Annotated in this window: 2 protein-coding genes; both read right to left on the bottom strand. The window is 52.8% G+C overall.

Annotated features, from left to right (window positions below; genetic code table 11):
* Window position 1: 1 nt before the first annotated feature.
* Complete coding sequence (locus tag PPL9_RS09015; RefSeq protein ID WP_057462393.1) at window positions 2-4123, bottom strand: non-ribosomal peptide synthetase; 4122 nt, start codon at window positions 4121-4123, stop codon at window positions 2-4.
* A complete protein-coding gene (locus PPL9_RS09010; RefSeq protein ID WP_057462392.1) occupies window positions 4120-14520 on the bottom strand; it encodes a non-ribosomal peptide synthetase in 10401 nt (3466 codons plus the stop codon). Before PPL9_RS09010 ends, PPL9_RS09015 begins: the two co-directional genes overlap by 4 nt.
* Window positions 14521-14541: the final 21 nt, after the last annotated feature.

The following is a 14541-nucleotide window of genomic DNA, read 5'->3' as shown; positions in this document are numbered from 1 at the left end:
TCTAAGCGTCTATCTGCATAGGAACAGCAGGAGAGGTGGTTTGCCGCTCAAATAATTGAAACTCATAGGAAATAGCTTTTTTGACACGCTGTATTTCTTCTGATTCCAGCAGTTCCCAGTGGTCCCCCCGAACCAGCCTCGTCATGAAGCCACCTGAGGCTCTTTCAATCCAAAACTGACGGAGTTGATGCAGGAAGCCTTTGTTGAGCGAGCCAAGCGCCTGAATGAACACAACTCGCGCGTCCAATGGCTGGCAGTCATAATCCGGCACACAGGCCCGATTGTGATTGTAAACCTGATGGTAGCGCTTGATTTGCTCGTCATCGATGCCCGGATACATCCCGTTGAACTTCACCAGCTTGTCTCGAAATTCTGCAAGATCCACTGGTGCAAGGCTCTGGCGCTCATGCTCCTCAAACCCCTGAGTGTCCAGAAGAATGACGCTGACATTGTGGTTACCACGGGCTTTCAGAAGTCGGGCCATCTCATAGGCAACGTAGCCCCCAAACGACAGGCCGGTGAGGACAATTTTTTCATGCGCGATGTGTTCGATACGTTCCAGATAGGCGCTGGCCATGGCCATTATGGAGGGGAGAGTTTCCTCTCCCGCGTTGAGGCCGGGCGATTGTAGGCCATAAACGCCAATGTCATCAGCCAGGATCTTCGCCAGAGACAGATAACAAAAGGCTGTCCCTCCAGCAGGATGAACGCACACGACATGCTCGCCGTTTTGGCTTTCGCGGAACGTAATGAGGTTGTCGCGGGAGTTCTCTTCCGCAGCTCCGGTTCGTATCCAACTGGCAAGCGCCTCTACTGTCGGATTTAGAATGAACGTTTTGGGCGGGACTTGAATTTTGAACGCCTCACCAACTCGATGGGCCACTTTGATCGCTGCGATGGAAGAGCCACCGACATGGAAGAAACTGTCGCTGATCCCGATGGATGGATGGAGGAGCACTTCCTTCCAGATGTTATAGATCTGGAGCTCGATATGATCGCGTGGGCTTTCCTGATTGACCTTGAACACAGCCTCATGGGCCAGCACAGATGCCTTGAGGCTGGAATAATCAATCTTACCGTTATTGGTGAGAGGGAGAGTTTCTAAATGTAGCAAAATATGAGGAAGCATGTAGTCCGGAAGCGCTTCTGCCAGATGACGACGAAGGTCACTTTCTACGAGGGGAGAACCGTCTGATGTGGTGTAGCAAAGAGCGAGCTGGGCAGAGCCACCGTCTTGCTGAACCACGAGCGCGGCACAGGCGTGGCATTCGGGATGCTGTCGGAGAACATCTTCAATCTCTGACAGCTCGATGCGAAAGCCATTCAGCTTGATCTGGTTGTCTTTGCGGCCTGCAAAAACCAACTGACCTTGCTCATCATAGTAGGCAAGATCGCCGGTACGGTAGAGCTGTTCACTTGAGTTGAATGGGCTGGTAATGAACGCTGATGCTTGTTGCTGCGGGGCGTTAAGATAGCCAGAGGACAGGCCGGCACCACCGATGTAAAGCTCGCCAACCAGTCCGATCGGGACAATCGACATGCTCTCATCAAGCAGGTAAGTCCTTGCATTTGACATGGGTTTGCCGATGGGGGCTGAAGGTTTGCCCAGATCTTCCGGCTTCACACTATGCCAGGTGCTGTCTACGGTGCATTCAGTCGGACCGTAAACATTGTGCAGTGTTGCCCACGGCAGCTTGCTGGAGAACTTGCGCATAAGTGCGCCGCTCAACTCACCACCACCGCAAAACACATTGCGTAGTTGGCTGCATTGGGCAGTCTCTGGTTCGTCAAGAAACAGATCCAGCATCGCGGGAACGAACTGGATACTGGTGATACCATGAGATGCACAGATCTTTGCCAGCTCTGCAGGAGAGGTGTGAGCATGAGCCGGAGCCAGCACCAGTGATGCACCAGAGCATAATGGCCAGAAGAATTCCCAGATCGCCGCATCAAATCCCATCGGCGTCTTCTGCAAAAGAGCGTCACCGGACTTGCCTGGAAATGCGCGATTGCTCCACTCTACGAGGTTCACCAAGCCCTTGTGTGTGAGATTGGTGCCTTTTGGAACGCCGGTGGTTCCTGACGTGTAGATGATATAGGCAAGATCCTCGGTGCTTATAGCGTTAGCTGGCAAATTATCAGCGCCGAAGGATTGAGTGATTTTGGCTAGTTGCTCTGTATCCAGTGATAAGACTTTTACGTCACAATGGCCCTTGAGTCTGGTGACCGCTTCCGATGCCTCTGGGTGGGTGAGGATCAGTTTGGGCTGGCTGTCTTGCACCATATATTCAAGACGCTTGATTGGCAGTCCGGGCTCCAACGGAATGAAGTGACCACCCGCCTTGAGCACGGCAAGCATGGCTATCACCAACTCGCTGGACCGCTCAAAGAGCAGGCCCACTGGACTTCCCTCAGTAACACCAAGTTCCTTCAGGTGGTGGGCAAGTTGATTTGCTTTGGTGTTGAGACTGGCGTAGCTCCACACGTCTTCGCCACACACGAGTGCAGGTGCTTCGGGTGAATGCTCGCATTGAGCCTCAAATGCTTTGTGAATGCACGTTGAGCTTAACGCGTGCCGCGCTCCGTGAGGCCATACCTGCGTTAACAGATGTCTTTCTTCGGGCGTGATGTAATCAATCACACCGAGATGCTCTTCCGGCGTTTTAATAGCATTTGAGAGGAAGCTGGTGAGGTGACTGGCCATTCGCGCGATGCGGGAATGCGTAAACAGATCTTTGTTGTACTCAAAGCCAAGGCTAAACGTGGAGCCTCGTTCAAATACTTCCAGTGTGATATCGAACTTTGCTGTCTGGCTGTCTGTTGCCAGAGTTTCGATTTCAACACCATCCATTTGAGCCGCTCCCCCCGGCAGGTTCTGATAAATCAGCATGACCTGAAACAGAGGCGAGTGAGCTGGTGAGCGTTCCGGATTTACAGCTTCGACTACTTTCTCAAAAGGCAAATCCTGATTGTCCAGCGCTTCCAGAATGGCCGTTTGCGACTGCGTTACCAGCTCAGCAAAGGTGCTTGTGGCTGTGACATGCGTTTTGAGTGCGAGCGTATTGATGAAGTGCCCGATTAACGGCTCCAGCTCTGCCATATGGCGATTGGCAAAAGAGGTGCCAACGCAGATGTCTTCCTGTTTGCTGTAGCGCCATAAGATCGCGGCAAATCCGGCCAGATAGAGCGCAAACGGCGTAATTGAACGCTTTTTGCAAAAAAGTCGCAGACACTCACTTAAGTTGTCATCAAGCGTGAGTTCAAAGTGAGCACCGTTATGTGTCTGTTCTGCCGGGCGAGGCAAATCCGTGGGTAGCTCAAGTAAGTCTGGTAGGTCCTCAAGTTTGTCAGTCCAGTACTGGATCTGTTGCTGCTCTCTGGATGAATTGTGCTCGCTTTTATGATGCTTCACATAATCGGCGTACTGCATGGCCAGAGGGGCAAGGTCAGGCGTAGTGCCCTTTTGATAAGCGTTGTAATGAGCCGTAACTTCGTTGAAAAACAACCCGATAGACCAGCCATCAGCGGCAATGTGGTGCAGGTTGACGAGCCAAACATGTTCTTCAGCTGCAAGCTTTATGTAACTTGAGCGCACAAGCGGGCCATGCTCCAAGTCAAACGGTTGGCTTGCCTCGTGCTGAATGCGTTCGTTGAGCGTCTCCATCTGTTTTGCGTCACTCAGATGACAAAGGTTCAATCGGTCAAAGGGCAGATCAGTAGGTTCTGGAAAGGTTTGGGTAGGCGTCCCCTTTTTTGTGCTGAACCTCGCTCGGAGCATGTCGTGACGCGCAACAACAGCATTTACGGCACGATGAAGAGTTTCCAACTCGAGCATCCCGGAAACTCTGAGCGCAACGGGGTTATTGTAGAACGGGCTCTCTGGCTCCAATTGATGCAAGAACCACAAATGGCGCTGTGATGGTGAAAGCGGTACTCCTTCAGTCTGCCTTTCTGCTGCATGTTGTTGCAGCAGATGAATCAGCTCTGATTTTTCCGCTTTCAGAGCGGCGGCAAGATCAGCTCCCAGAAACCCCTTTGGCGCTTTGAAACGAAGCTTTTCTCCATCAGTCTGGAGGCTCACATTGTGCTGGGCAAAATAATCAAGCAGTTGTTGAGCTTTCATATTTCAAACTCCTCCATTTCATCTTCTTCCATTGAGGAGGCAAGCGCAGTCCCGAAGGTCTCTATGGTGTGTTGCCGGTTTTGCTCACTGGTGGGTGCGCCGCCGATCATGGAATAGATGAGCTTATGAGTAGGCCCCAACCGGAACAGCTCCGTCAAAACCGTCTCATCTATGGAGCCGATGCCGCACAGCCCTAATCCCGCTTCATGGGCACGCATGGTCAACAGCTGTGCCATTGCGCCTGTTTCGATCAACCAGAACTGCTCGCTCATCTCGCCATAAAGGGGTTCGATTGCCTGCCGCTCGGCGATGAAGAAAAGCGCGAAGGCAGCCTCTTCAAAAACTGGCCGGTTCACGAAATAATCATAGGCATCCGGGGTCAGTGCCTTGCCATCTGTTGTCGAAATCAAGGCATGTTTTTCAGGATCATAATAATAGGCCCCACCTTCCAGGCCCAACACACGCCCGGGTTTGATGTAAAGGTAGGTTTGCACTGGATAGAGCCCCCCGGCGCTTGCAAACAAGTGCTTTGGTGCCTCTTGGTTCTGATTACGCCGTAATGCAGAGAGGAGGGCCTCTAATCGGGTTTTGGGGACAGGATCCAAAATGAACTGACGCACCGACCGGTAGGCGTCAAATTCGTCGAGCTCAGGAGAGCCGGAGTTTTCCAACTGATGCACGCCATGTTGCTGATCAAACTTGCGCAATCCAACATTTTGGTCTTTGAAAGACTGTCGTTGCAGCGGGTCCTCAAGAGTGGCAATTGCGGAATTTGTTGCAGCAGGTTGCGCTTGTTCCGCCACCTGACCAAACTGCTCCCGATACATGGCAAGGAGCGTTGCAAGGCTTGGGCTACCCATAAACTTTGCAAGTGGCGGCCGGAACGAGAGTGTGCTCGACAACGCGTTTGAAATGCGGGTGATATCGATAGAGGTCGCTCCCAGTTGCAGTAAATTAGCCTCGGGAATGACGTGATCCAGTTTCAAGATCTGAGAGATAATCTCGTGGATTTTCTCTTCCTGTTCCCCTTGCGGTTCGAAGCTAAGCTCAGCTTGTATCTCACTGCGCGGTTCCGGCAGTTGCTTCCGGTCAATTTTGCCATTTGCAGAAATCGGGAGGCGCTCAATCTCATGGAGAGCAGAGGGAACCATGTAATGGGGTAGGTGGGCGCGTAGATGATCCAGAAGAGCGTCAATCTCAACACCGCGCTCTTCCGGAACCACATAGCCAACGAGTTGCTTATCGCCTTGTGCCTCGCCAAACATCTTAAAGACTGAGGCTTTTACTGCTTTATGGGCATTGAGCACCGTTTCGATCTCACCAAGCTCAATGCGGAAACCCTGCACCTTGACCTGAGTATCCACGCGCCCAAGAAACTCTATGTTTCCATCTGGCATATAGCGCCCCAAATCGCCGGTACGGTACAAGCGTTCGCCAGTTTTAGGGTGGGTGATGAAACGATGGTTGGTTTGTTCTTCGTCCCGCCAATAGCCTATCGCAAGACCAATGCCACCGATGTACAGTTCACCAGTGACCCAGCAAGGGCGAGGGGTCAGCGCTTCATCCAGAACATAAAACTGTTGGTTGTCGAGCGCTTTGCCGTAGGGGATGCTCTTCCAATGCGGCGCGATATCTTGAATAGGGAAACAGATGGACCAAATGGAGGCTTCAGTTGCTCCACCCAGAGACAAGACATGCGCGTTCGGTGCGAGTGCACGCACCCGCTCAGGCAGTGAAAGTGGAATCCAGTCTCCAGACAACATCACTTGACGCAAATGCGAGCCGAGACTTTTGCGATCGCTTTGAGCATAATCTGTCAGTACACCAAGCAAAGCTGGTGCAGAATTCCAGATCGTGACCTTGTGACGAATGAGGCACTCCAGCCAATGAGCAGGGTCTTTTGCCTCAACCTCATTGGGCAGGACTAAGGAACCACCTGCCGCCAATAATCCAAAAATATCATAGACTGAGAGATCAAAGCCCAATGCAGAAATGGCAAACACACGATCTTCTGGCTGCACGTTTAGGCGGCGGTTGATGTCGAGGAGCGTATTAACTGCTCCGCGATGATCGATCATGACTCCCTTGGGTTCCCCTGTGGAACCTGAAGTGAAGATCACGTAGGCAAGGTCATCCGGCTGCGTATCAACAACCTGCAGCTTCTCATCACTTAAGGCATCCAGTTCCCCGCCCACATCAACCGTTTGAGCACATGCAGGAAGGCCCTTTCGCTTGTCACTCTGGCTTGTCTTGACGCATACCAGCCTGCACTCGGTCCGTTGCAATATGCCTTTAATGCGATTGGCCGGCAGATCCGGGTCGATTGGAAGATATGCGCCCCCTGCATATAGAATGGCGAGGGCAGCTACACTCTGTTCCCAACCGGTCCGCATCTGAATGGCAACCAGATCACCTTTGGCCAGGCCCTTCTGTTGAAGGAGAGTGGCAAGATTACGGGCACGCTGGCGGACTTTGCTGTAGGACAAAACCAGATCACCGCAGATCACGGCAGGAGCAGCTGGTGTTTTGAGCGCTTGTTCTTCAAACAGCTCATGCATCAATGGCCAATGTTGTGACAGTGCGCGCTCAGCGTTCCAGACAGGAAAGTGCTGGGGGACTTGCTGTTGCCAGTGATCAGAGGTGACCAACTCTTCAAGCAGAGCACAATAGGCATCAAACATGTCCTGCATCATGCCCTCTGGAAACAGCTCGTCAATGCTGTCCCAGTTGAAATGTAGCTCGCCATCAATCTCCATGATGGTGTGATCCAGCCACACCTGTGGTGTTTGGGTGATGGTATGTACATTTTGAGCGTCCAATGCGGAGGAAAGTGTAATTTCCTCCTGATCCGGGATCATCTCCACCAGGGTGCTGTTGAAGACGATGGGCATTCCCGTTTGCTGCTCACCACGCAGGCGCGTGAGTTCTCGCAGAACCCGCACACCACTGACTTCGCTATGATCCATATCCTTCCAGAGTTGGCGCTGGACTGCTTTTGCATTGTCAGAAAAGCTCTTTGATGGGTCCGAGCCAACTTCCAGCAAAACAATAGACGTGAAGTCGCCGATGAGGCGGTTGATATGGGGGTGGAGCGGTTGGCGATTGAACACAGGTAAGCTGAGTGTGAACCGGGACGACTGGCTCCATTTAGCCAGCACCTGCGCAAATGCTGTCAGCAGACAGCCGGAGGGGGTGACACCATGCTTTCGCGCATTTGCTTTGATCGTTGACCATTTGGCCTCTTCCAAAACAAGTTGTCTGCGTGTGAACCGGGGATTGCTGATGGCCTCTGGCTGTTTTGCAAGTGGCAGTTCCGGTGCTGCGGCGAGAGCCGACAAGCGGTCTTGCCAGTACTTCAGAGAAATCGCATAGCGGGAGTCATCCCGCATCGCCAGTTCCTGCACCACATAGTCGCGGAACGTGATTTCAATCCTCGGAAGTTCTGCCTGTGGGTCCTCATAGAAGGTCGCCAGTTCGCGTGAAAAAATCTGGCTGCTGGCTGCATCTACGATTAACGCATCCATGGAAATGTGTAGCCGAGTTATCTCATTTTCAAGCTGTACGGCTCGGAACTCGAAAAGCGGCCATGTTCCCGCATCCAGAACCTGATGCGACATGGCCTCCCGGTTTCTTGAGATGATGCGCTCCACGACACGTTCACTGCGACCACGAGCGTCGTCAGTCTGGATGATGTATTCAGGAACATCCTCCAATATGCGCTGGGTACCATCGCTGGCAAAAACAGCTCGCAGCATATCGTGCCGAAGGATCAGCCTGTTCAAAGCAGTGTTGAATCTCTCAAGATCAAGGTGAGGGATCTCAATTTCCTCATAAGCATGAGCGCTGACGCCGCCCAGCCCTAAACTGTCATCCCTGCCAACCCAGTAAGCCTGCTGGATGTCTGTGAGTGGAAATGGTTCATACCGGCTTGCTTCATCTGCATGGATTTGCAGCGCTGAGTGTTCTGCCTTGCCTGTGTTGGTACTGGCCGAGGCAGCCAGATCATCAAGTGTCGGGTTTTCAATAAGATCACTGAGGGACAGGCCGAGTGACAGTTCTTTGTTTATTGCATGGATCAGGCGGGTCGCCAGCAAAGAATGCCCGCCAAGATCAAAGAAGTTGTCGGTGCGGCCAACCTGTTCCACCTTGAGCACCACCTGCCAAATCTGAGCAATATCTGCTTCAAGCCCCGGCAGTGGTGCTTCATAGTCTGTACTCCCTGTACGGACAGCAGATGGCAAAGCTCTTCGATCCAGCTTGCCGTTCCGGGTGATGGGCAACTCCTCCAGAGGCATCCAGTCCGTTGGGATCATGTAGTCCGGCAAGTGAGCTTTCAGCTCTGCTCGCAATGTGTCAGCGGGTCTTGTGCCGACGAAGTAACAGACGAGCCGGGCATGCTCGGGGTCTGCTTGCTTGTCCAAAATCACGGCGGCTTCCAGAATGCCATCCATCTGTAAGATGCAGTTCGTGATCTCCATCGGCTCAATCCGGAACCCACGGAATTTCACCTGATCATCTGCACGGCCATGGAAGGCAAGGCTGCCATCTGGCAGGTAGGCTGCCAAATCACCGGTACGATAAAAGCGTTGCGCGCCTTGAGAGGCGAACGAGTGCGTAACAAATCGTTCTGCGGTTAGTTCTTCCTGACCAAAGTAACCCAAAGCCAGATTGTCTCCGCACACATACAGCTCTCCAATTGTTCCGGGAGGCACCGGACGCATGCTCTCATCCAGCAGAAACACACTGGTGTTCTCCATGGGCTTGCCGATGGGCGGGGAGGCTGGCCAATCCTCCATGCGCGCACAATCCAGAACGTGCTGGGTCACCACATGGGTTTCAGTGGGGCCGTATTGGTTGTAAAAATAGCGCCCTCCCAGTGCTTTAAGGAGTTGCCGCAGGCTGTCATTGACCAGCAGTGCCTCGCCAGCGGTGATCACTTCACAAGCAGGGCCATCCGGCAGCTGTTCAGCCTCAAAAAGACCTGCCATCTGTTGCAGTACCGCAAAGGGCAAGTGGGCGCGCTCAATGCCGTTGGACTTGACGAAGCCTGCAAGGTTGCCGATGTCTTTGCGCTGGTCATCACTAAGCAACACAAGGCTTGCGCCCTGACACAACGTGCAGAAAATCTCTTGAAAGGCCACATCAAAGTTGAGTGAAGCAAATTGGAGAATGCGCGAGGGGGCTCTTTCTGCCGGAACCTGTTTAAGTTGCCAGTTGACCAGATTGCGCAGGGTGCGGTGGGTCTGCACCACGCCTTTTGGTTTGCCTGTAGACCCGGAGGTGTAAAGGACATAGGCCGGGTCAAGAGGGGCAGGGGTAAGGCCCGCATTCTCCGCCGAAGTATGCTGGCTCTTTTGTGCAAGCTCTGCAAGAGTGACTGTTGAACTTGCAAATTCGATTGGCAGTTTTGGCTTTAGTGCATCTGTGGTTATGACAAGATCCGGCTTAACATCCTGCAAGATGGCCTGATGGCGGGCCTCAGGGTAAGCTGGATCCAGTGGAACAATAACGGCTCCCGCCTTCAAGATACCCAGCAGCGCGATGATCATTTCGGGTGACCGGTCCACACAAAGCGCGATGTTTGCCCGTGTACGAATGCCTTCCTGCACAAGTGCATTAGCAAACCGATTAGCACGTGTGTTCAACTCGTCGTAGCTGAGTTTTGTCTGGCCGAAGATCAACGCTGTGGCTGTTGGTGTGCAAGCGGCGTGTTCTTCAATGCGTCTGCTGATGCATTCTAACTCAGGGTAGGGCACAGAAGGCTGTTGCCATGCGTTCAGCGCCAGCGTTTGTTCCTCTTCGCTCAACAGGCTTACGGCACTAAGCTTCGTCGTTGCGTTTGCCACCATTTGGGTGAGAACATGCTCGAAGTACTTTGCTATGCGAGTGACGGTCTCTGGCTCAAACAGGTCGCTCGCAAACTCGATGGCGCCTTTCAGCTGGCCGTCTCTTTCCTGAAGCGACAACAGCAGATCAAACTTGGCACCGCCATGGTGGTGAGGAAGAACATCAACAGAAAGGCCGGGAAGCTCGAACCGGTCATTGTTCTCTCCCTCCCAGGCAAACATCACCTGAAACAAGGGGGAATGCGCAAGACTTCGCGGCGGGTTGATATGCTCTATCACCTGTTCGAAGGGAAGGTCCTGATTTTGTTGCGCTTCTAAAACAGTGGTCTGCACCTGCGACAGGTACTCTTTCAAGGTAAGGCTTTCATTGGCCTCCACCCGCAAGGCCAGTGTGTTGGCGAAGAAACCAATCATGTTGTCGAGTTGTGAATGATCTCTGTTGGCGACCGGACTGCCCACAACGATATCTTTTTGTCCTGAAAGCTTGGCCAGAGTCAGCGCCCACGTCCCAAGAAGACTGGTAAATAACGTGATCCGATTGGATGCAGCAAGCTCCTTCACCTTCTGAGTTAAGGATGGCTCCAGATTCAATGAGACTGCGGTGCCTTTGAAGGACTGCCGCTTTGGTCTTGGATGATCGGTTGGCAGCTCCAGCAGTACAGGTGCATCTTTGAGCCTGGACTTCCAATAGTGCTTTTGCTGGTCCCATGAGCCATTTTTCAACTCAATGCTCTGCCACTGCGCGAAGTCTGCATATTGGATCTGCAAATCGGGGAGCTTGGTATTCTGGTGTTGGGACAGAGCAGAATAAAGCACACTCAGTTCCCTGCTGAAGATACCCATGGACCAAGCATCTGAAATGCTATGGTGCATAACAATCACCAGCACATGATGGTTCTCGTCACAGTGCAAAAGATCCGCACGAAACAGCGGACCCGCCTCCAAGTCAAAGGGGACAGAGATCAAACGGGCGACATGATCCTGTAACGTCTCATTCGCAGGCACTTGCGTAACCGCCCCCATCCGCCAAACATTTGCTGGCTGAGTTTCCTGATAGGCGGTCCCGTTCTTCTGGCTGAAACACGTCCGCAAAGCCTCGTGCCGTGCAACGATTTTCTCAACTGCTTGAGACAGCGCTGTGGCGTCCAACTTACCCTTCAGTTCCAGAACCAATGGCATATGGTAGGCTTCGCTTTGGCCCTCCATTTCTGCCAGATACCATAAGCGTTGCTGAGAGGAGGAAAGCGGCAAGTTCTGTGTTCTATCTGCGGGCTCAATCTGTCTTTTTGTCGTGCGTGTCTGGCTGTCTATTGCCTCAGCAAGAGAGGCCAGCGTTGGGGCAGTGAAAACAATTGTTGCCGGGACTTCGACGGCAGTTGCTTCACGGATACGTTGAGCTAACCGTACTGCAAGCAGAGAATGGCCGCCCAGAGCAAAAAAGTTATCGTTGCGCCCAATACTGGCGACACCGAGTACATCGCACCAGATCTGGCTTAGTTCCGTTTCTCTGCCTGCTCGTAGAGGCTCAAACTCTGTTTGTGAGAGCGTGGATAGATCAAAGTCCGGGAGGGCTTTCAGATCGACTTTGCCATTGGGAGTGAGTGGTACCTTGTCGATGACGGTGATCCCGGCAGGAACCATGAAGTCTGGGAGTTTATGCCTCAAGCTTGCTTTCAGTGCCTGAGGAACTTCAGGCCCCTCATCATCCGCAAGGACGACATAGGCGAGAAGCTGTTCGCCGCTGGTGTGAGGCCTTACAACACAAATGGCTGATGTGACGCGTTCATCAGCTTCAAGAGCAGCTTCAACCTCACCAAGCTCGACGCGAAAACCGCGGAGTTTTGCCTGCCGGTCATTCCGCCCTAAAAACTCGATTGTCCCATCACGTAGCTGACGGCCTAAATCTCCTGTCTTGAAGATCCTCAGGCCATCACCAATTGATACATCGGTAAACTTTTGTTTCGTGAGTTCAGGTGCGTTCCAATAGCCGCGTGCCAAACCCGATCCGGCAATACAGATTTCGCCAACAACCCCTTCAGGAACAGGTTTGCTGGAAGTGTCCAAAAGCAAGACCTGATAATTCTTGAGTTCGGAGCCGAGGCTCAGAGTGGTGTTCGGAGAAAACTCCCCGGATAAGCTGAGCGCGAGGCAATCAATGGCGGTTTCGGTCAAGCCGTAAGCATGAATGATGTGCGTTGCAGGCCCGAAGGCCTTTCGTGCTTCGCAAGCACCTTTGGAGGACCAACGGTCAGAACCGCACACGACAGTTTTGAGGCTGGTTGACTGTTTTCCAATCGTCTGCACGTGTGCTGTGAGATTGTCCAAAACTGCTGGAACAAAATCACCGAATGTTATCTGATGGTGCTCAATTTTTGCGAGAAGGGCGGTACTGTCTACCAGCTCGTCCTGATCCACCAGGACAAGCCTTCCTCCAAAAGTGAGGGCGCGGACAAGGTCTGCGGTGAAAACATCAAACGAAAGACTCGCCATCTGCAAAACACATGGTGGTTCTTTGAAGTCGTAAAGGCTGCTCCACGCGTCCCTGACAGTCCAGATCGCACGATGATCGACCATGACGCCTTTGGGTTGTCCTGTCGAACCGGACGTGTAGATGATATAGGCCAGTTGGTCAGGCGTGATTTCAACATCTAAATTGTGTGCAGCCAGAGAAGCCCAATCAACTCTCTTCCTCGCAACATTAATAGTCTGGGCAGACAGCTCGGCGAGTTGATCCAATTGCTCCTGACCACGCATATCGACAAGAATGGCTTTGGGCTGGCAATCTTGTAAAAGCGTGTTGATCCGCTCAGGAGGATAGTCCGCATCAATTGGAATGTAGGCAGCACCAGTTTTCAGGACAGCAAGCAAGGCGATAACCGCGTCTGCGGATTTACGCATGCACACCGCAATCCGGTCCTGATTTGCAACGCCGTTAGAGCGCAGGTATCTGGCGAGCTTGTTGGCCTGACTGTTCAGTTGAGCATAAGAGAGTTCGATCTCATTGCCGATCAATGCAACCCGATCGCCGTGGGCTGCAGCGGCCTCTTCAAACGGCAGATGGATGGCGCTTGCTGCCGGTACATCCATAGATGGAAGACGGGAAGCTTCTAATGTTGCTCTATGTGTGGCTGCATCCATAAGTGGCAGTACGGCGACTGCCTGTTCCGGGTCTGCGCAAATGGCTTTCACTGCCTGTAACACATAACCTGCAAGCCGAACTATGGTTTGGCGGTCAAACAGAGCTGTCGCGTATTCCAAACCGCCGGAGATGTTTGAGCCATCGTCTACAAGCTCAAGTGTGATATCGAACTGGGAGGCGGTGCGAGGCAGTTGTACAGTGTCCAACTCCAACCCAGCGAATTGAGATGTTCCACCCTCTGTGTTTTGCCATGCGAACATGACCTGGAAAAGTGGTGTGTAGGATAAGGACCGTTGAGGACTGAGCGCTTCCACCACCTGCTCGAAAGGGAGAGACTGATTGTCCTGACTGTCGAGGAAAATGCCTCGCATCTGGGCAAGTAGCTGACTTACTGTGGGGTTTTCGCTCAAATCAAAGCGCAAAGCCTGTGTGTTCACGAACAGGCCCACCATCTCTTCCAGCTCTTTGCGGACACGGTTGGCAGATGGGGTGCCAATGACCAGATCCTCTTGTCCAGACAAACGGGAGAGCACGATTGCATAGGCGCTCATGAGTAACAAATAAGGGGTGGAGCCCGTGCTGCGCGCCAATTGGCGCACCTTTTCACTCAACTCAGGGCCTAACTCCAACGGCAGAAGTTCACCCGCAAAATTTTGCTGAGCAGGTCGCCGCTGGTCCGTTGGCAACAGCAAACGCTCGGGAGCGCCGGCAAGCGTTTCTTTCCAATAAGTCTTCTGCTCATCAAATTTTTTGAGCTGCTCCGGCTGTTTCTGCCATACGGCATAATCGGCGTATGTAAGATCGGGCGTTTCCCGCTCGATTGGTGTTCCTGCCTCTACCAGATGAGAGTAGTTTTCACCCAACTCTTTGAGGAGGAGGCCGTTGGACCACCCATCGGAAATGATGTGATGCAATGACAGCAGCAACACGTGATGCGTCTCGTTGATCCGGATAAGACAACAGCGAGCCAACGGTCCTTGCAGCAGATCGAACGACCGTGTGTTCTCCTCTTCTGCCAAACGGCAGATCTCTGTTTCTGGGTCGCTATCGACCTCAATTTTGAGCAAGCGAAGGGGAAAGCCACAGGTACGGGGTGAGAAGCTTTGAGACAGCTTCCCGTTATCATCTGTAATGACTGTACGCAGGCCTTCATGACGGTCCATCAGCTGGTCTAGCGCGCTTTGCAGGTATGTCATGTTTAACTCGCCACGAAGGCGCAAGCCAAGGGTCAGATGATAGGCTGAATTGATGCCTTCCATGCGAGAGAGGAACCAGAGCCTTTCCTGCGCAAAAGACAAAGGCAGGGGGTCTTGATCACGCGGAGCTGCCTTGAGCGCGCTGCGTTGGCGCATCTTCAAAAGCTGCTCTGGTGTGAGAGAGCGACGTTTGCGCTTGTTTAATTCGTCCTGCATGATTCCTCCCAATGACGCTGA

The organism is Pseudovibrio sp. POLY-S9, from assembly GCF_001431305.1.
Lineage (GTDB): Bacteria > Pseudomonadota > Alphaproteobacteria > Rhizobiales > Stappiaceae > Pseudovibrio.
The sequence above is the reverse complement of the archived record's forward strand: the minus strand, read 5'-3'. Positions and strand labels throughout refer to the sequence as shown.